Annotated in this window: 15 protein-coding genes; 7 read left to right on the top strand and 8 right to left on the bottom strand. The window is 67.2% G+C overall.

Features of this window, described 5'->3' with window-relative positions:
* Nucleotides 1-4: 4 nt before the first annotated feature.
* The gene (locus MC375_RS16055) at nt 5-1,387 is read right to left on the bottom strand and encodes a DEAD/DEAH box helicase (protein WP_242104428.1); all 1,383 of its coding nucleotides are present in this window, start codon (nt 1,385-1,387) and stop codon (nt 5-7) included.
* Between the two features lie 356 nt (nt 1,388-1,743).
* On the opposite strand from MC375_RS16055, the gene MC375_RS16060 reads away from it, so the two are divergent.
* The 3 genes from MC375_RS16060 (at nt 1,744) to MC375_RS16070 (ending at nt 6,635) form a co-directional block, all read left to right on the top strand.
* Nucleotides 1,744-2,109 carry a hypothetical protein gene (locus MC375_RS16060; protein ID WP_242104429.1) on the top strand — a complete coding sequence of 122 codons (366 nt, stop codon included), beginning with the start codon at nt 1,744-1,746 and terminating at the stop codon, nt 2,107-2,109.
* Nucleotides 2,110-2,262: 153 nt separating this feature from the next.
* Nucleotides 2,263-4,365 (top strand): M13-type metalloendopeptidase, encoded by a 2,103-nt coding sequence (locus tag MC375_RS16065; protein WP_242104430.1) that lies wholly within the window; start codon nt 2,263-2,265, stop codon nt 4,363-4,365.
* A 203-nt stretch (nt 4,366-4,568) separates the two neighbouring features.
* Complete coding sequence (locus MC375_RS16070; protein ID WP_242104431.1) at nt 4,569-6,635, top strand: M13 family metallopeptidase; 2,067 nt, start codon at nt 4,569-4,571, stop codon at nt 6,633-6,635.
* 9 nt (nt 6,636-6,644) lie between these two features.
* On the opposite strand, the gene MC375_RS16075 is transcribed toward MC375_RS16070, so the two are convergent.
* Nucleotides 6,645-7,298, bottom strand: a complete 654-nt coding sequence (locus MC375_RS16075) for a rhomboid family intramembrane serine protease (RefSeq protein ID WP_242104432.1) — start codon at nt 7,296-7,298, stop codon at nt 6,645-6,647.
* Here MC375_RS16075 and MC375_RS16080 point away from each other — a divergent pair.
* Nucleotides 7,297-7,971, top strand: a complete 675-nt coding sequence (locus tag MC375_RS16080) for a 2OG-Fe(II) oxygenase (RefSeq protein ID WP_242104637.1) — start codon at nt 7,297-7,299, stop codon at nt 7,969-7,971. The two genes, MC375_RS16075 and MC375_RS16080, sit on opposite strands and share 2 nt — an antisense overlap.
* Nucleotides 7,972-8,046: 75 nt before the next feature.
* Here the strand turns inward: MC375_RS16080 and MC375_RS16085 are convergent, their stop codons facing one another.
* Nucleotides 8,047-8,373, bottom strand: coding sequence for an MGMT family protein (locus tag MC375_RS16085; protein WP_242104433.1), 327 nt, complete (start codon nt 8,371-8,373; stop codon nt 8,047-8,049).
* Between the two features lie 47 nt (nt 8,374-8,420).
* On the opposite strand from MC375_RS16085, the gene MC375_RS16090 reads away from it, so the two are divergent.
* A complete protein-coding gene (locus MC375_RS16090; RefSeq protein ID WP_242104434.1) occupies nt 8,421-8,831 on the top strand; it encodes a YbjN domain-containing protein in 411 nt (136 codons plus the stop codon).
* 139 nt (nt 8,832-8,970) lie between these two features.
* Here the strand turns inward: MC375_RS16090 and MC375_RS16095 are convergent, their stop codons facing one another.
* Complete coding sequence (locus tag MC375_RS16095) at nt 8,971-10,092, bottom strand: inorganic phosphate transporter (protein WP_242104435.1); 1,122 nt, start codon at nt 10,090-10,092, stop codon at nt 8,971-8,973.
* A 10-nt stretch (nt 10,093-10,102) separates the two neighbouring features.
* Complete coding sequence (locus tag MC375_RS16100; RefSeq protein WP_242104436.1) at nt 10,103-10,729, bottom strand: pit accessory protein; 627 nt, start codon at nt 10,727-10,729, stop codon at nt 10,103-10,105.
* A gap of 234 nt (nt 10,730-10,963) precedes the next feature.
* Between MC375_RS16100 and MC375_RS16105 the strand changes: the two genes are divergently transcribed.
* Nucleotides 10,964-12,292, top strand: coding sequence for a hemolysin family protein (locus MC375_RS16105; RefSeq protein WP_242104437.1), 1,329 nt, complete (start codon nt 10,964-10,966; stop codon nt 12,290-12,292).
* On the top strand, nt 12,282-12,962 hold the full coding sequence (locus tag MC375_RS16110) for an exopolysaccharide biosynthesis protein (RefSeq protein ID WP_242104438.1): 681 nt from the start codon (nt 12,282-12,284) through the stop codon (nt 12,960-12,962). Before MC375_RS16105 ends, MC375_RS16110 begins: the two co-directional genes overlap by 11 nt.
* Nucleotides 12,963-13,748: 786 nt before the next feature.
* On the opposite strand, the gene MC375_RS16115 is transcribed toward MC375_RS16110, so the two are convergent.
* The 3 genes from MC375_RS16115 to MC375_RS16125 are packed head-to-tail and all read right to left on the bottom strand — an operon-like array spanning nt 13,749 to nt 17,644.
* Entirely contained in the window at nt 13,749-15,878 is a 2,130-nt protein-coding gene (locus MC375_RS16115) for an EAL domain-containing protein (protein ID WP_242104439.1), read from the bottom strand.
* On the bottom strand, nt 15,875-16,804 hold the full coding sequence (locus tag MC375_RS16120) for a phosphate/phosphite/phosphonate ABC transporter substrate-binding protein (RefSeq protein ID WP_242104440.1): 930 nt from the start codon (nt 16,802-16,804) through the stop codon (nt 15,875-15,877). The genes MC375_RS16115 and MC375_RS16120 overlap by 4 nt, the downstream gene beginning before the upstream one ends.
* 36 nt (nt 16,805-16,840) lie before the next feature.
* A complete protein-coding gene (locus MC375_RS16125; protein ID WP_242104441.1) occupies nt 16,841-17,644 on the bottom strand; it encodes an RNA methyltransferase in 804 nt (267 codons plus the stop codon).
* Nucleotides 17,645-17,729: the final 85 nt, after the last annotated feature.

Raw genomic sequence — 17,729 nt, forward strand, 5'->3', positions numbered from 1 at the left:
GCGCTTATGCGCGCACGTCGCGCCGCGCATTGCCGCCACCGCGATGCTGCTTGGGACCTGCATGGGCCTGCGCGCCGCGCGACTGCGGCTTGCCATGCGCACGGTGCGCAGGCTTGCCCGGTGCACCGCTGCGGCGCGGGGGCTGCTGGCCGGCGGGCTTGCCACGACCCGGCTGGGCCCGGGCCTGCTGGCCGCGACCACCGTTCGGCGGTCTGGCCACGTCCAGGCGGATCGGGCGGCTCGGCTCGAAGCCGCGCACCACCTGCATCTCGATCTCGGCCTTGAGTACCTTCTGGATGTCGCGCAGCAACGCGCCCTCTTCCGGCGAGACCAGCGAAAGCGCTTCGCCGGTGGCGCCGTTGCGGCCGGTGCGTCCGATCCGGTGGATGTAGTCTTCAGCCACCATCGGTAGATCGTGATTGATCACCAGCGGCAGATTGGGGATGTCCAGGCCGCGTGCGGCCACGTCGGTCGCCACCAGGATCCGGGCCTTGCCGGACTTGAACTGCGCCAGCGCCTTCTGCCGCTGCGCCTGGCTCTTGTTGCCGTGGATTGCGACCGACGGCAAGCCGGCCTGCTCCAGCTGCTCGGCGAGGCGGTTGCAGCCATGCTTGGTCTTGCCGAATACCAGCACCTGCTCGGTATGGCGCGCAGCCAGGATCTCGACCAGCAGGTCGCGCTTCTTCACCGCATCGACCGGATGGGCGCGGTGCACGATGGTCTCGGCGATGGTGTTCTGTGCCGCCACCTGCACCTGCTGCGGATTGCGCATGAATTCCATGGCCAACGCCTTGATCTGCGCTTCGAACGTCGCCGAGAACAGCATGGTCTGGCGGTCCTTGGGCACGCGGCCGAGGATCCGCTTCATCGCCGGCAGGAAGCCCATGTCCAGCATGCGGTCGGCTTCGTCCAGCACCAGCACTTCCACCGCGTCGAGCTTGGCGGTGCCGCGCTCGAGGTGGTCGAGCAGGCGGCCCGGGCAGGCCACCAGGATGTCGACGCCACGGCGCAGGTTGTCCATCTGCGGCTGCATGCCCACGCCGCCGTACAGCGTGGTCACGTTCAGGCGCAGATGCCTGCCGTAGGTCTTGAAGCTTTCCGCCACCTGCACCGCGAGTTCGCGGGTGGGCACCAGCACCAGCGCGCGTGGCTTGCGCCCGCCGCTGATGTGCGTGTTCTTGGGCGGGGTCTCCTTCGACAGGCGCTGCAGCAGCGGCAGGGCGAAGGCCGCGGTCTTGCCGGTGCCGGTCTGGGCGCCGCCCAGCAGGTCGTGGCCGCCCAGCGCGAGCGGGATCGCCTGCACCTGGATCGGGGTCGGGGAGGTGTAACCGTGTTCGGCAAGCGAACGCAGCAGCGCGGGCGAAAGCCCGAGGGTTTCAAACGTCATGTGGAACTCCATTGGAAGCTGCGCGCGATGGCGCGAAGCGTTACCCGGAGCTATCCAAAACCGCGCTGCGAGTAGGGTTTGACGATGCCGGATGCTCCGGATCGTGTCTGCGCGACGAAAGACGTGCGGGGAAGTGCCGGCGATGGCTCATCGAGCCTGGATCGGCGGCGGGCTGCCTGGAAAAACGGACCAGCCGTGCGCGGTACGGGGCGCACTCTACGCGAATGCGCCCCGCGCCGCCACCCGGGGCCTGAACCACACCTTTGCTCAAGCGCCGGAATCCGCCGCCACTGGCAGATGCGACCGCTGCGCAGGTGTGCGACCCTGTGCGCCCGATCCATCGGGAGCATCCACCGATGCAACGACATCCGGGAACCACGATGGCGCGGCTGCTCATGGCCAGCGTCTTCATCGTGATGGGCGCCTACCGGCTGTGGGGCGCGTACAAGGGCGTTCCGACGCCGGGATCGACCCTGACCTTCAGCGCCATCGAGCTGGTGCTGGGCCTGCTGCTCGCCTGGGGTTGGAAGCTGCGCGTAACCGCGGCGCTCGCCGCAATCCTGATGCTGGCCGATGCGGCGCTGTCGCACCGTTTCTGGGGCCTGGCCGGGCAGGCCCAGGGCGCCCAGCTGCTGCACTTCATGAAGAACATCGGCTTCGTCGGAGGCCTGCTGCTGATCGCCATGACTGCGGGAAGCGACCACCGCCGCCACCGGCGCTAGCCGTCACGCACTCTCGCCCGCAGGCCCCGCGAAGCGCGAGCCCCGCGGCCGCCCCGCATGACCTTCGACATTCGCTGGCGGCGGCCCCGGCGCGTAGAGTCGCGCGACCTGCCCCAGCCGGGGCCGACCCCATCCGAGCGGAGCCCGTCCCACGTGAGCAAAACCCCGAAGTTCCTGCTGCTGTCCCTGTCGATCACCCTGGCGCTGGCCGCCTGCAACCGCGCAGTGGACCCGGCGGCGACCGCCTCGGCCGACGCCGCGAAACCGGCAGAGGCACCAGCCTACACGCTCGACGAGAGCAAGCTGCCGCCGGTCAACCGCTTCGACGTGGCCGACCTCGACACCACCAAGAACGCGTGCGACGACCTTGCCGGCTATGTCAACGGCAAGTGGCTGGCCGCGAACAAGATTCCCGGCGACCGCACCAGCTGGGGCGCGTTCGAGATGCTCGACGAGCGGTCCAACGGCATCCAGCACCAGCTGGCCGAACAGGCTGCCGCCAGGAGCGATGCCACGGGCGTAGACAAGATCGTGGGCGACTTCTACGCCACGGGTATGGATCAGGCCAAGATCGACGCCCAGGGCATCAAGCCGCTGGAAAGCCGCCTGGCCGAGATCGATGCGCTCACCGACGGCGCCGCGGTCGCCAATTACCTGCGCGCCTCGTACGCCAAGGGCGAAGGCCAGCTGTTCGGCTTCGGCCCGGAAGCCGACTTCAAGGACTCGGCGATGAACATCGCCTACGCCAGCCAGGGCGGGCTGGGCCTGCCGGACAAGGGCTATTACTTCGACGCGGACAAGAAGGACAAGCTGGCTGCGTACGAGCAGCACGTGGCCAAGGTACTCGAGCTTTCCGGCGTCCCCGCCGCCGACGCCGCCAAGCAGGCCAAGGACGTGGTCGCCTTTGAAACGCGCCTGGCCAAGGCGTCGAAGTCGAGCGAAGAACTCTCGCGCGACGTGTCGCTGTACTACAACCCGGTCAGCGCGGCCGAGGCCGACAAGCTCACCCCGAACTTCTCCTGGACCGAATTCTTCAAGGCCCAGGGCATCGCTGCACCTGCGAAGTTCTCGCTCGCCATCCCGGCCTTCCACCAGGAAGTGAGCAAGGCCCTGGGCGACATGCCGGTGGACCAGTGGAAGAGCTATCTGCGCTTCCACATGGTCGACAGCGCTTCGCCCTTCCTGAGCGATGCGTTCGTGCAGGAGAACTACAACTTCTACAACAAGACCATGCGCGGCCAGGCGCAGATCAAGGAGCGCTGGAAGCGCGTGCTCGACACCATCGAGAACCAGGCCGGCGAAGCCTTCGGCCAGATCTACGTGAAGGTGGCCTTTCCCGCCGAGTCCAAGGCGCGGATGGAGAAGCTGGTGCAGAACCTGCGCGACGCGCTGAAGGTGCGGCTCGAGAACTTGGCGTGGATGAGCCCGGATACCAAGAAGAAGGCGATGGAGAAGTGGGCCAGCTTCACGCCCAAGATCGGCTATCCGGACAAGTGGCGCGACTGGAGCGGTCTGCAGACCAGCCGCGACAGCTACATCGGCAACGTGCTGGCGGCCAACGAATTCAACTACAAGTGGAACCTGTCCAAGATCGGCAAGCCGGTGGACAAGACCGAGTGGGGCATGACCCCGCAGACGGTCAACGCCTACTACAACCCGCTGCAGAACGAGATCGTGTTCCCGGCCGCGATCCTCCAGCCGCCGTTCTTCGACGCCAAGGCAGACGATGCCTACAACTACGGCGGGATCGGCGCGGTCATCGGCCACGAGATGATCCACGGCTACGACGACCAAGGATCGCGGTTCGGGCCGACCGGCAACTTCGAGAACTGGTGGACCGAAACCGACAGCACCGGCTTCAAGAACCTGACCAACAAGCTGGTGCAGCAGTTCGACGAGTACGAGGCGATGCCCGGCAAGCATGTCAACGGCAACCTCACCCTGGGCGAGAACATCGCCGACCTGGGCGGGCTGGCCGTGGCCTACGATGCCCTGCAGCGGGCGCAGCCGGACCAGAGCAGCAGCGAGGTCGGCATGACCCGCGACCAGCGCTTCTTCGCCAACTGGGCCACGGTATGGCGCCGCAGCTTCAAGCCGGAAGAACTCAACGTGCGCCTGACCACCGATCCGCATGCGCCTGCGAACTTCCGTGCCATCGGCGCGCCGTCCAACATGCCCGCGTTCGCCAAGGCGTTCCAGTGCAAGGCCGGCGACAAGATGGTGCGCGACGGCGACAAGAGCATCCAGATCTGGTGACGCATCGCAAGTGGTGAGCCTCCCCCACGGGAGTGCGGAAAGGCCCGGCTCGTCCGGGCCTTTCCTTTTGAGCGCGGCTGGGATGCGCGGCCGGTTGCGGAGAGCTGCGCAGAACCGGATCGCCCGCGCGTGATTCCGGTGTTCAGGTGGATATGCGGGGCCTTGTTAAACTTCGCCGACTTTTCTGCCTGGAATCTGGGTAAATGCCGAATCTGCGCCCGTCGACCCTCGCCTTCGCCCTGAGCCTGCTGGTCGCCGTGGGCGCCACCGACGCCCAGGCGCAGAAGAAGAAACGATCCACGGCCAAGAAGCCCGTGGTGGAAAAGATCGACGCCTGCAGCGATTTCTATACCTACACCCACAAGGCCTGGCTCGACGCGAACCTGCATGTCGCAGGTTCAGGCATGACCACGGCGATGAGCCAGTTGCGCGAGCGGGCGCTGCAGCAGCAGATCGACCTGCTCAACAGCGACATGCAGACGGCGCAGGGCGGCATCGGCAAGCTACTGGGCGATTTCTGGGCGAGCGGCCTGGACGAGGCCGCGGTGGAAACCGACGGCGCCAACCCGATCGCACCCCTGCTCGACCGGATCAACGGCATCCGCCGCGACAAGGACATCGCCCCGGCGATCGCGGCGCTGCATCAGGTCGGCATCCCCGCGCTGTTCAACTTCAGCGCCAACATCGATCTCAACGACCTCGAGCGCCACATCGGCTATTTCACCCAGGGCGGCCTGGGCCTGCCGGATCCGGCCTGGTACACGCGCAACGATCCCGACACCGCCGCGCTTTTCAGCCGTTACCAGGACTACGTCAAGCAGATCCTGACCCTGACCGGATCCTCTGCCGAGAAACTGGACGCCGACCTGGCGGCGGTCCTGGACCTGGAGAAGCGCATCGCCGGCATCTCCAAGCCGATCACGCTGATGCGCGATCCGCGCGCCAGTTATGCACTGGTGCCCACCGCGAACCTGGGCAAGCAGTACAAGAAACTGCAGCTGCTCGACTTTCTCAAGGCCCAGGGCGTGACCGACGAAAGCGTGTCGATGGCCGACCCGCAGCTGTTCGCGCAGCTGGACACGCTGGTGGATACGCTCAAAGCCGACCAATGGAAGGCCTACCTGCGCTACCAGGTGGGCGCGGCGATGGCACCGTACCTGTCGAAAGCCTGGCGCGATGCCGACTTCGAATTCCGCGGCCGCGTGCTGCGTGGCGAGGTCGCACCCGGTCCCCGCCAGAAGCAGGTGCTGGACGCGATCAACCTTGCGGCCGGTCCGATGCTCGGGCGCGACTACGTCACCCGCTACCTGCCCGCCGCCACCCGCGCGCGCGCGGACGAGGTGGCCAAGCAGGTGCGCGATGCGCTCGGCCGCGGCATCGACAGCAATACCTGGATGAGCGCTCCGACCAAGGAACAGGCCAAGGCCAAGCTGGCCAAGCTCAGGATCGAGATCGGCGCCCCCGCGCGCGACCTGGATTACAGCGTGCAGCCGATGGGCCGCGGCAGCTTCGGCGGCAATATGCTGATCGCGTCCACCTGGCGCCATCGCGAGGAGATGAAGCGGATCGGCCGCGGCAACGCCGACCGCCGCTGGGACGTGCTTCCGCAGGAACCTGCACTGGCCTACGACATCGCCCATAACCGGCTGATCGTCACTGCCGCGATGCTGCAGGCGCCGGTGCTGGACATGGCCCAGGATTCGGTGAGCCATTACGGCTCCTACGGCGCGCTGGTCGGCCACGAACTGAGTCATGGCTTCGACAACAAGGGCCGCCTGGTCGACGCCAGCGAAACCCTGCGCGACTGGTGGACGCCGGTCGACGCCGCGGCCTGGGACGCGCGCGCCAACCAGGTCGCCGCGCAGTTCAATGTCTTCCCCTATCCCAACGCGCCCGGCACCAATGTCAACGGCACGCTGACCCGCGACGAGAACGTGGCCGACCTCGGCGGCGTGGAACTGGCCTGGGACGCACTGCAGGCCGCGCAGCCGGGCGCCGACGCCAAGGCCTTCTACGGCGGATGGGCACGCCTCTGGCCCCAGCAGATGTCCGCCGACGTCGCCGCCCTGCAGGCCGCCACCGACGTCCATGCCCCGGGCCAGTGGCGCACCAACGGGCCGCTGATCAACCAGACCAGCTTCGCCACCGCGTTCGCATGCAAACCGCCGGCGAAGATGGTGCTGGCCAAGGATCAGCAACCGATCCAGGTCTGGGGCCTGGCGCCCGCGGTCGAGACGCCTGAAGACCCGAAAGCGAAGTCGAAGAAGTAATCGCGCTGGCTAGCGTACGATCCGCGGCCGCCGCGGGCCCCCGCGCCCGAACGGCGGCTGTCCGCGCCAGTGGCGGATCAGCAGGTAGCCGAACAGCATCCCGCCCAGGTGGGCGAAGTGCGCCACGCCCGGCTGCAGGCCGGTGAAGCCGAGCAGCAGTTCGATCGCGCCGTAGACGAAGACCAAGGTGCGCGCCTTCATCGGGATCGGCGGAATGAGCAGCATCACCCGCTGGTTCGGAAACAGCATGCCGTAGGCCAGCAGCAGGCCGAACACGCCGCCGGAAGCGCCGATGGTGGGATACGCGACGCCGCCCTGCATCACCGCCCACGAACCGACCACCAGCTGGCACAGGCCGGCGCCGGCGACGCAGGTCAGGTAATACGTCAGGAAGCGGCGATTGCCCCAGACGTATTCCAGCGGCGCGCCGAACATCAGCAGCGCGAGCATGTTGAAGATCAGGTGCGCGAATCCGTTCGGATCGTGCATGAAGCCGTAGCTGAGCAGCTGCCAGGGCATGAAATCCATGCCGCCCGCGCCATCGCCGCCCCACGGCCAAAGCATCAGCGGGGCGAGTGCCGGACCGGCGACCCATTGCAGCAGGAACACCAGGCCGTTGGCGATCAGCAGCGCCTTGGTGACAGGCGGAAGATTGGAGAACATGCGGGTCCGGTCGATGGCGTGGACCTATCATAACGGGATGCCCGAGCTACCCCGTGCCGACTGCCGCGACCATCAGGCGCTGGCGTTTGCATTACGCGAGTCGGGGGCATGCCTGCTCCAGGGCTTCCCCACGCCTTCGGCGTCCGCTGCGCTGCGCGCGGATCTGTTGCGGCTCCGCGATGCCGGACACCTGCAGCCCGCGGCGATCGGGCGCGCCGGCGATCGCCGGATGCGCGAGGAGATCCGAGGTGACCGAACCCTGTGGCTCGACGATCCGCGCTGCTCCGCCGCCGCGATCAGCCATCTTAAGCACCTGGATGCGCTGCGAACCGAATTGAACCGCCGCCTGTTTCTGGGCATGCGATTGGTCGAAGCCCATTACGCAGCCTATCCGGCAGGCGCGCAATACGCGCGTCACCGCGACCGGTTCCGCGATGATGCGTCGTCAATGCGCGGCGCGGCGCGCGTGCTGTCGCTGGTGAGCTATCTCAACACCGACTGGATGCCGGCCGAAGGTGGCGCGCTGCGCCTGCACATGACCGATGGCGCGATCGACGTGCTGCCGCAGGAGCACACGACCGTATGCTTCCTGAGCGAAATCGAACACGAAGTGCTCCCGGCCGTCCGCGAGCGTCTCAGTATTGCTGCCTGGTTCCGTCGTGACGGCAATTAGCTGCATGAGACAGGTACGTCTCGCATCGCGCGCGGCCGTGCGGTGCCGGTCGCACGGCGCACCACTATCGCGTCGTCAGCCCCAGACCTGTTCGTCGAGCGTCGCCGCCGCCCGCTGTCCGCGTACCCGTCCCTTCTCCACGATCACGCCTTCTGCACGCAGCCTGCGCGCCTGCTCGCGCCATGCCCGGGAATTTTCCGGAAACGCGATCCGGCCATCGCTGCGCAGCACCCGATGCCACGGCAGTCCGGCATCCTGGTTTTCGCTCAGCACGCGCGCCACCAGTCGCGCGCGACCCGGCAAGCCTGCGCGACGCGCGACTTCGCCATAGCCGGCGACCTGCCCGCGCGGGATCGCGCGGATCGTGGCAAGGATTCGCTCCGCGGCAGACAGGTCGGCCATCGCGGTTTAGGATAGCCGCATCTTTCGCACCCTTCGCTGCCCCCGACATGCAGAACTTCGAGAAGATCCGCAGCCATCTGGCCTCCGGACGCTACAAGGTCACCATGCAGGACCCCTACGTGGTCTGCGTGGAGCTGTCGCTGGACAATGGCAAGCGCCACCAGGCGATCTTCCTGTCGGAACTGCAGGACGATGACGGTCGCAATTATCTGCGCGCGAGCACCGTGATCGCTCCCATCACCGGCGTCGACTGCCGGCGCGCGCTCGCGTTCAACTGGGAGAGCCGCGTGGGCTACCTGGCGATCGGCGATCTCGACGGGGTGCCTTACATCCAGCTATGCGAGAACCGTCCCTACGAGGGGCTGACGGCAGCCGAGGTCGACCGTCTGATCCTGGAAATCGGCGGCATGGGCGACCGCCTGGAACGCGCACTCTCCGCAGGCGGCGACCTGCTCTAGGGAGGGCTCAAGCCCGCCATCCCGGCCCGCGAGCCGGCGATCTCCCGCATGGCGGTCTCAAGCCCGTCATCCCAATAATCGGTTCGGCCGGTTCGGCCGGTTCGGCCGGTTCGGCCTGTTCGGCGGGCCTGGGCCCGCCCTACGTCCAGCCGATCACATCGAACAGCTCGAACAGTCCGTAAGCCACGCCGCCGGCAGCGGGGATCGTCAGGATCCAGGCCCAGATGATGCGTTCGATCACGCCCAGCTTGAGCGCGCGCGGGTTCTTGGCGAAGCCGACGCCCATGATCGCGGTGGAGATGCTGTGGGTGGTGGACACCGGCATGCCGAAATGCGCCGCGGTGACCAGGATCGTGGCCGAGGCGGTTTCCGCGGCGAAGCCATCGATGGGATGCAGCTTCACCATCTTGTGACCGAGGGTCTTGATGATCTTCCAGCCACCTGCCGCGGTACCGGCCGCCATTACCAGCGCGCAAGTCGCGATCACCCAGCTGTCGATGCCATCCTTGCCTCCATCCGGATGCAGGAACTGCAGCCATGGCGGCAACGCGTCAAGGGTGCCGGCCGACTGCGCGCCGAAGATCGCCAGGGCGATGATGCCCATGGTCTTCTGCGCGTCCTGGCGCCCGTGCGCGAACCCCATGTAGGCCGCCGACATCAACTGGGCCTTGCCGAAGAACGCGTTGACCCAGCGCGGGCGCGCCATGCGCGCCAGCGGGCCGCCTGCCCGGGTCAGCCCCGCGATCAGGATGTACAGCAGGGTAATGATCAGCACGCCCAGGATGAACCCGGCGATCGGCGAGCTGACCATCGGCACCACCACCTTCCACAGCAGGCCCTTGTTCTCGGTCCACCCGCCGCCGCTGGCCTTGGACCAGATCAGCGCGGCCCAATCGTTGTTGGCGGCCGCCAGTGCGGCGCCGCACAGACCGCCGATCAGCGCATGCGACGAGGAGGACGGCAGCCCGCGCCACCAGGTGATCAGGTTCCAGATGATCGCACCCGAGAGCGCGCAGATCAGCACCTGCGAGGTGACCACGACCACGTCGGTGTCAACCAGGCCCGAGGCGATGGTCTTGGCCACGGCGGTGCCCATGAACGCACCGATCAGGTTGGTGACGGCGGCCAGGATGATCGCCTGCCCCGGGGTGAGTACCTTGGTCGCCACCACGGTGGCGATGGAGTTGGCCGTGTCGTGAAAGCCGTTTATGAACTCGAACAGCAGCGCGGTGAGGATCACCACCAGCAGCAGGGTGAGCATGGCGGGCGCCTTACGAGTTCTTCAGCACGATCTGGTAGGCGACCACGCCCGCCTCGCGGCAGCGGTCGATCGCCTTCTCCAGGATCTCGAAGAATTCCTTGAGCAGGAACATCTGCTGGCTGTCGAGCTTGCCCGAGTAGATGTCGCGGTACAGTTCCAGCATCAGCCGGTCGGCTTCGTTCTCGATCGCGCGCAACTTCTCGTTGAGCTTGGTCATGCGGTCGATATCGAGCCTCGACAGGTCGTGGACCATTTCCTGGACCACGGCGGAGGCCTGTTCCAGCATCGCCGAGCGCGGAGCGAAATCGATGCCCTCCAGATGCTGCACCGCCAGCGAATAGCGGTCGGCGAACTTTTCGATCTGCTTGGGAATCTTGTACAGCGCCGAACCGAGCGCCTCGATATCCTCGCGCTCGATCGGGGTGATGAAGCTGTCGACTAGGGCCTTGCCGATCTTGTCGGAGGTGGCGCGCTCGCGCTGCCGGGCGAGCTTGAACGCGTCCAGCGCAGGCTCCCGGTCGGGTTCCCGCATCATCATGTGCAGGGCCTTTGCGGCGTCGTGAGCCGCGTCCGCGGCCTCGTCCAGGAGTGCGTAGAACTGTTTGCCGGAACCGAAGATCGTCTGCAGCGAGAACATACCGAGGCCCTGAAGGTTGCAATCGGGTGACAACCCTATGTCGGGATTATGACGGTTTCGTGACTTGGGCTGAGGAAAAGTGCCCCAACCTGCCCTGATATCATCCCCCGGCGCCTGCGGCGCACCCTATGGACGACGACTCCCGACCTCCGCCCGCCCGCCCTGCATCGCCGACGGCATCCCGGGCGGGCCTGTGCGGTTTCGAGCCGCTCCGGTGCTTCCCCCGGAGCGGCCATGATTGAGCTGTTCGTCGTCATCGCCCTGATCCTGCTCAACGGGTTTTTCGCGCTGTCGGAAATGTCGGTGATGACCTCGCGCAAGCTGCGGCTCAAGCAGATGGCCGAGGATCCATTGCGTCCCAGCCGGGGGGCCGGCAAGGCGCTGGCGCTGGCCGAACATCCTGACAACCTGCTGTCGACCGTGCAGATCGGCATCACCCTGATTGGCGTGCTGACCGGCGTGTTCGGCGGAGAGGCGATCGGCCTGCAGATCGCCGACTGGCTGGACAATGTGCTCCCGGCCGCGCGCGAATACGCAAGGCCCATCGGCATCGGTACCGCCGTGACCCTGATCACGGCCGGCTCGGTGATTTTCGGCGAGCTGATCCCCAAGCGCCTGGCGCTGACGAATCCGGAGGGAATCGCGGCCGTCGTTGCCATTCCGCTGCACATGCTGGCGCGGGCGGCCAAGCCGGCCGTGTTCGTCCTGGGCGCGATCAACCGCCTGGTGCTGCGGGTGCTCGGCATCCGCGACGATGCCCGCAACGCCATTACCGAGGAGGAAATCCGCCTGCTGGTGAGCGAAGGCCACGAGCAGGGCGTGATCGACGACGACGAACGCAACATGATGCACCGGGTGATGCGCCTGGGCGATCGCACGGCGGAAAGCCTGATGACGCCACGCACCCGGATCATCTGGCTGGACGCCGCTGCGAGCTTCGAGGAAAACCTCGCCGAAATGCGCGAAACGCCCTATTCGCGCTATCCGGTGTATCGCGGCAGCGACGCCGACGTGCTCGGCGTGCTCGAGGTGAAATCGCTGCTGGATCGCCTCGACCAGTTGGCGCCGGACCTGTTCAAGGAACTGCGCCCGGCGGTCTTCGTGTCCGAGTCCACCCACGCGCTCAAGCTGCTGGAAATCTTCCGCGAGGAGCAGCAGTCGCTGGCGCTGGTGGTCGACGAATACGGCGACGTCACCGGCATGGTCACCCTGAACGACCTGATGGGTGCGGTGCTGGGGCGGATCCAGTCGGGCGAAAGCGCCGACGCCGAGGCGCTGGTGATCGCCCGCGACGACGGCTCGCTGCTGGTCGACGGCAGCCTGCCGGTGGACGAATTTCGCGACCTGATCGGCGGCGGCAGGCTGCCCGACGAGGACGAGCACGACTACCACACCGCGGCGGGCATGATCATCGCCCGCTTCGGCCGCATCCCAAATCCGGGCGAACACTTCGACTGGGCCGGATGGCGGATCGAGGTGATCGACCTGGACGGGCCGCGGATCGACAAGCTGCTGCTGCAGCGGATGGCCGAGTCGCCAGCGGAACACGACGATGACGCCTGAGCCGCGCGAACCGGCCGAACCGGGCGATCCGGGATCAAGGCGCCGACGCTGGCGCAGCTGGCGGCGCGCGGCCGAGCGCGGCACCCGCGCCCTGCTCGACCAGCTGGCCGAAGGCGATCCGGACGATCAGCTCAAGCTCGGCGACCTGCTCACCGGCCTGGGCCGGCGCGCCTTCGGCGTGCTGCTGTTCCTGGCCATTCCCCCGTCCTTCATTCCCGGCGTGGCCGGTGTCATCAGCAGTCCGATCGTGGTGCTGGTGGGCGTGCAGCTGATGGGCGGCCTGCGCCGGCCGTGGCTGCCCAAGTGGTTGGCGGCGCGCGGCCCGCACCGGAGCGTGCTGATCAAGTTCGACCGCTGGTTTGCGCCGTGGCTGGCCAGGCTGGAAAGGGTGATCAAACCGCGCATGACCGCTTTGCTCGACCACCGCATGGCCAGCATCGTGAGCGGCGTGATCCTGGTGCTGCTGGGACTGCTGCTGGCGCTGCCGATTCCGCTGACCAACGGGATCTTCGGCGTACTGCTGCTTCTGTTCGCGCTTGCGCTACTGGAACGCGACGGCGCGCTCATGATCGTCGCCTGGGTCGCTGGAGCGGTATCGATCGCGGTGTTCGGCGTGCTCTCGGGCAATCTCGCGGCCATGGCGGCGCGGTGGATCGATTTGCTGGTGTGAGCGCGGCGGCGGGGCGCAGCCCAGGAGTGAAAGCGCGATGCCGTCATGCCCGCGAAGAGCCTGCCCCGTAAAGGCGGGGCGGTAAACCAAGGGCGTTACTTTTTGCGCTCTGTTGAACTGGCGCGCCGAAGAAGTCACTTCATGCCGAACCCGCGGCGGCGGTAAAGCAAGAGCTTTCGCCTGAAGGCGAGTTACTTTCTTTGCTGGTGCAAAGAAAGTAACCAAAGAAAGCACCTCAGTGGATCCAGATCGCTCAAGGCATGTGAGTGACGAAGGAATTTTCGGACTCGGCATCCTGCCTCGATCCGAAAACGGCGGCCATCCATGGCCGCCGCCCCTTTGGGGTTTGCGGGTGCTGGTTGCTACTGCGGGACCAGGAAAGTCAAAGGCGTGGGCCGCCGGCGCCAGCCCGCGCCCGCTCCTGGCTGCCTGGACCTTTAGCCTTTGATCTTCTCGAGGCTTCTCGTGCGACGCGTATCCGGACACCCGGAGGGCGGCCGGCATGGATGCCGGCCGTTTTCGGAGCGGACAGGGACGTCCGCTGCGAAAATGGCGACGACACCGCACATCCCATGAGCGGGTTTGACGTCACGAGGAAGGTGCTTTCTTTTGGTTACTTTTCTTTACTCGCACCTGCGGTGCTCGCCCTTCGGGCCGGCTTCGCCGTTCGCGCCTCCGGCGCAGTGCACCAGCAAAGAAAAGTAACTCGCCGGCAGGCGAAAGCTCTGCTCTTAAAGAGGTTACCCCCGACGCTACCAACCCAGCGGCACGTCCTTGGGTCTCGCATCAAGCGATCAGCTTGGCGAACTCACGCGCCGCTACCGGGCGGCCGAACCAGTAGCCCTGCCCCAGGTCGCAATTGCGCTGCTTGAGCAAGGCATATTGCTGCTCGTCCTCGATCCCCTCGGCCACAACGATGATTCCGAGCGAATGGGCCATGGCGATGATCGCCGTGGTCAGCGCCAGATCGTCCGGATCGCGGGTCACGTCGGACACGAAACTGCGGTCGATCTTGACCCCGTCGACAGGCACCCGGCGCAAGTGGCTGAGGCCCGAGAAGCCGGTGCCGAAATCGTCCAGCCATACCCGCACTCCCTCGCCGCGCAGCTTCGACAGCATCGCGCTCGCCTGTTTCTCGTCGCTGATGATCGTGGTCTCGGTCAGCTCCAGGTGCAGCGCATGCGGGGCCAGGCCGGACTCCTGCAGCGCCCGGGTCACGTGCCGCGGCAGATCGCCGCTGCGCAGCTGTCGCGGCGACACGTTCACCGATACGAACAGCGCCTCGCCATTGGCGGCACTCCATGACGCCGCATCGCGGCAGGCTGCGCGCAGCACTTCCGGCCCGATCCGTTCGATCAATCCGCTCTGTTCGGCGACATCTATGAAGGCCGACGGCGCGATCGCGCCCTGCTCCTCGTGCTGCCAGCGCAGCAGCGCCTCGGCGCCCACCAGCCGGCGGTCGGAGAGCCGGTACACCGGTTGGTAGGCCAGGGAGAGCTCGCCCCGTTCCCAGGCGCCGCGCAGGTCGGTCTCCATGCGGATGCGGCGCGCCACCGCCTGGTCCATCGCGCGGCTGAAGAAACGGAAGCAGTTCTTGCCCGCGACCTTGGCCTGGTACATCGCGATGTCGCCGTTCTTCATCAGCGTCGCTGCCTCGCGCGCGTCATCGGGGAACAGCGTGATGCCGATCGACGTGCCCAGGAACACCTGCCGCTCCTGCACCCGGATCGGCCGGCTCAGCTCCGACACCAGGTTCTCGGCGACGCTGCTGGCGAGCGCACGCATATCCGCGCCGTGGCGTTCGTCGGCCTGCAGCAGCACCACGAACTCGTCGCCACCGAAGCGGGCCAGCATCGCATCGCTGCCCCCGTAGCGGCTCACGGCTTCGCGGATCCTGTTGGCGAACTGCACCAGCACCTCGTCGCCGGCGTCGTGGCCAAGGCTGTCGTTCACGCGCTTGAAATCGTCGATGTCCGCGAACAGCAGCGCCATTTCCCGACCGGCGCCCTGCAGCTGGACCACGCGCCGGTCCAGGTTTTCGCGAAATGCCAGCCGGTTGGCCAGCCCGGTCAGTGGATCGGTATAGGCCATGCGCCGGATGTCGCGATCGTGCCGGCCGATGCTTTCGCTCATGCGTCCGAACGCGCGCAGCAGGTCGCCGACCTCGTCCTGGCGCCGGCTGTCCGGGATCTCGGCGGCGAAGTTGCCCGCCTCGATCTCGCGCGCCGCGCCGGCCAGCTGCCGGATCGGCCGCACCAACGCGCGCTGCAGGGCGTAACTCACCAGCACCGCCAATCCGACCAGCGACAACAGCAGCACCACGATCCATTGCAGATGGCGCTTGCCGATTTCGTTGAGGCGCTGGGACATGCGCGCGGAAGCCTGCTCCTCGTCGGCCCGCGCCGAGGTCAGGGAAAACCCGATCCTCACCCCGCCCAGGCGCTGCTCGCCCACGCTGATCGGAGCCGACACGTCGAGCACGCCAGCGGTCAATTGGGTGTGCTCGCCGCGCGCCGAAACCACCTCGTAGGCGAGCGGATCGTTCATCGCCTGGCCGTAGGTGGGGATGTCGCCCGATCCGTCGTGGATGATGTCGCCATTGGTGTCGTAGACCAGGACATAGGCCACATCCGGCTGCCGCATCACGTCCCGGGCGATGCCGCCAATCGAATCCAGGTCGAAGTAGTACAGCGGGTTGACCAGCGAGTCGGCGACCTGGCCGATGGTCGCCTCGCCCCGCTTGCGCAGCCGCGACATGATCAGCGTGCGCATCGCGTCGCCGCCGACCCTGACCACCTCCGCCTGCATCGCATGCTGCCGCTGCAGCATCAGCAGCACGACTCCCAGCAGCACCACCAGCGCGATCGCGATCAGCGCGCCGAACTTGGCCGATAGCCCCATCCGCCAGGTCATCATTCGACTTCCGCCCGGACCCGGCCGACGCCGGCGCCGACCTTCTGCAGCGCCTGCATCGATGGCGGGTCGATCGGCAGGAAGCGTGTGGTCTTGAAGAAGCGCAGCAGGGCCTCGCGCGCATCGGGATCGTCCGCGGCCTGGCTCAGGACCTGATACAGGCGTGCCTGCACCTTCGGATCAAGATCGCCACGCACCATTTCAAGCGCGCGCGGATACGGGTCCGTTTCATGGAAGATCACCAGATCGCGCCGGTAGCTCGGCGGCACCCTGGCGGGGTTATCCCAATCGAGGTTGCTCATTGCGCCTGCGTCGGCCAGGCGCTTGTGCACCCAGGTCGACACGTTGAGCTCGGAGCGGGCGAACACATAACCCACCGCATCGGGATCGGGCCGGTCGTGCGGGGACAGCAGCAGGGTCAGTGGCAGGCCGCGCTCGAGCAGCGCAGCCGCGGGCACGAAATAGGAACTGGTCGATTCGGCGGCCTGGAACGCGATGCTCCGGCCCCGCAGCGCCTCGATGCTGCGGATACCGCTGTCGCGGCGCGCCACGAACAGGGTCCGGTATCGGCTGACCCCGTCGCGCTCGGTCAGCAGCAGCGGTTTGGCACCCGCGCGCTGCGCCAGCTGCATGCCGGTGCCGCTGGTCTCGGTGACCCAGTCGACCCGGCCGCGGCGCAGATAGCTGGCCATCTGCTGCGGATCGCGCGCCATCAGGATCCGGCCTTCGCGGATGCCCACATCGGCCATGCGCGGTACCACGTAGTCCAGCAGCGGCTTGAGCTGCTCGTAGTGCGCCTTGGGGTCGTCGCTGATCCGGCCCAGCACCAGCACCTGACCGTCCCCATCCGCCGCCTGCGGTGCGCGCGGCAGCAGCAGGGCCGAGAGCAAGGCAACGGCCATCCACAGCGAGCGCAGGCGCGAGGTCACGTGGTTCGAAGGCCGGTGATTGAAGGCCCGGCGAGCCTAGCCCAAACCCCCCGGCGGCGACAGGGGGGGCGTTGGCCCTGCTTCGCCGGCCAGCCGCGCCATGCGCTGCGCGTCGGCCAGCACACCGCGCAGCAACCGGACCTCGCGCTCGTCCAGGCTCGCGCGCAGGAACAACCTGCGCAGCTTGCGCATCGCCGACTCTGGTGCGCGGCCCTTGTGGAAATCGATGTCATCCAGGGTCTGGGCCAGCTGTGCGAACAGCCCTTCCAGCTGCGCATGGCTGGCGGGCGGATCGTGCGGTGCGGGCAGCCGCGCTGCCGCACCCTGCAGCAGCGCCAGGCGCAGTTCGTAGGCCAGCACTTGCACTGCCATCGCCAGGTTCAGCGAGCTGTAGTCGGCGTTGGCCGGGATGTGGATCGCAGCATGGCAAAGCTGCAGCTCTTCGTTCTCCAGCCCGGTGCGCTCGCGCCCAAACAGCAGCGCGATCTCGCCGCCGTCGCGCGCAGCGGCGACGACCTGCGCCGCCGCCTCGCGCGGCGTCCACTGGGGTAGTGCGATGCGCCGATCGCGCGCGGTGCAGCCGAGTACCAGCCGGCAGTCGGATACCGCATCGGCCAGGGAATCGGCCACGTGCGCACGCGCGAGCACGTCATCGGCGCCGGCCGCCAGCGCGTCCGCCTCGCTGTGGGGAAAGCGTTCGGGCTGCACCAGCACCAGGCGCGACAGGCCCATAGTCTTGAGGGCGCGCGCGGCTGAACCGATGTTGCCCGGATGCTGGGTACCCACCAGGACGATGCGGATGCGCGCGGCGGCCTGGGCGTCGAAGTCTCCGGTGTTCATCGGGTCGGATGTTAAACTGCGCCGCCGGCCCTGCGCCGGGATGTTCTTTTCCGCCGCCCCTTCGATCCGCCCGGCCACGCGCGCA

Origin of the sequence: Lysobacter sp. M2-1, from assembly GCF_022662495.1 — a bacterium.
Classification (GTDB): domain Bacteria; phylum Pseudomonadota; class Gammaproteobacteria; order Xanthomonadales; family Xanthomonadaceae; genus JAKPBU01.

Excerpts from the sequence above, each read along its gene's own strand:
- MC375_RS16055 (WP_242104428.1), bottom strand. The coding sequence starts at position 1,387 with ATGACGTTTGAAACCCTCGGGCTTTCGCCCGCGCTGCTGCGTTCGCTT.
- MC375_RS16060 (WP_242104429.1), top strand. The coding sequence starts at position 1,744 with ATGCAACGACATCCGGGAACCACGATGGCGCGGCTGCTCATGGCCAGC.
- MC375_RS16070 (WP_242104431.1), top strand. The coding sequence starts at position 4,569 with ATGCCGAATCTGCGCCCGTCGACCCTCGCCTTCGCCCTGAGCCTGCTG.
- MC375_RS16080 (WP_242104637.1), top strand. The coding sequence starts at position 7,297 with ATGCGGGTCCGGTCGATGGCGTGGACCTATCATAACGGGATGCCCGAG.
- MC375_RS16075 (WP_242104432.1), bottom strand. The coding sequence starts at position 7,298 with ATGTTCTCCAATCTTCCGCCTGTCACCAAGGCGCTGCTGATCGCCAAC.
- MC375_RS16085 (WP_242104433.1), bottom strand. The coding sequence starts at position 8,373 with ATGGCCGACCTGTCTGCCGCGGAGCGAATCCTTGCCACGATCCGCGCG.
- MC375_RS16090 (WP_242104434.1), top strand. The coding sequence starts at position 8,421 with ATGCAGAACTTCGAGAAGATCCGCAGCCATCTGGCCTCCGGACGCTAC.
- MC375_RS16095 (WP_242104435.1), bottom strand. The coding sequence starts at position 10,092 with ATGCTCACCCTGCTGCTGGTGGTGATCCTCACCGCGCTGCTGTTCGAG.
- MC375_RS16100 (WP_242104436.1), bottom strand. The coding sequence starts at position 10,729 with ATGTTCTCGCTGCAGACGATCTTCGGTTCCGGCAAACAGTTCTACGCA.
- MC375_RS16105 (WP_242104437.1), top strand. The coding sequence starts at position 10,964 with ATGATTGAGCTGTTCGTCGTCATCGCCCTGATCCTGCTCAACGGGTTT.
- MC375_RS16110 (WP_242104438.1), top strand. The coding sequence starts at position 12,282 with ATGACGCCTGAGCCGCGCGAACCGGCCGAACCGGGCGATCCGGGATCA.
- MC375_RS16115 (WP_242104439.1), bottom strand. The coding sequence starts at position 15,878 with ATGATGACCTGGCGGATGGGGCTATCGGCCAAGTTCGGCGCGCTGATC.
- MC375_RS16125 (WP_242104441.1), bottom strand. The coding sequence starts at position 17,644 with ATGAACACCGGAGACTTCGACGCCCAGGCCGCCGCGCGCATCCGCATC.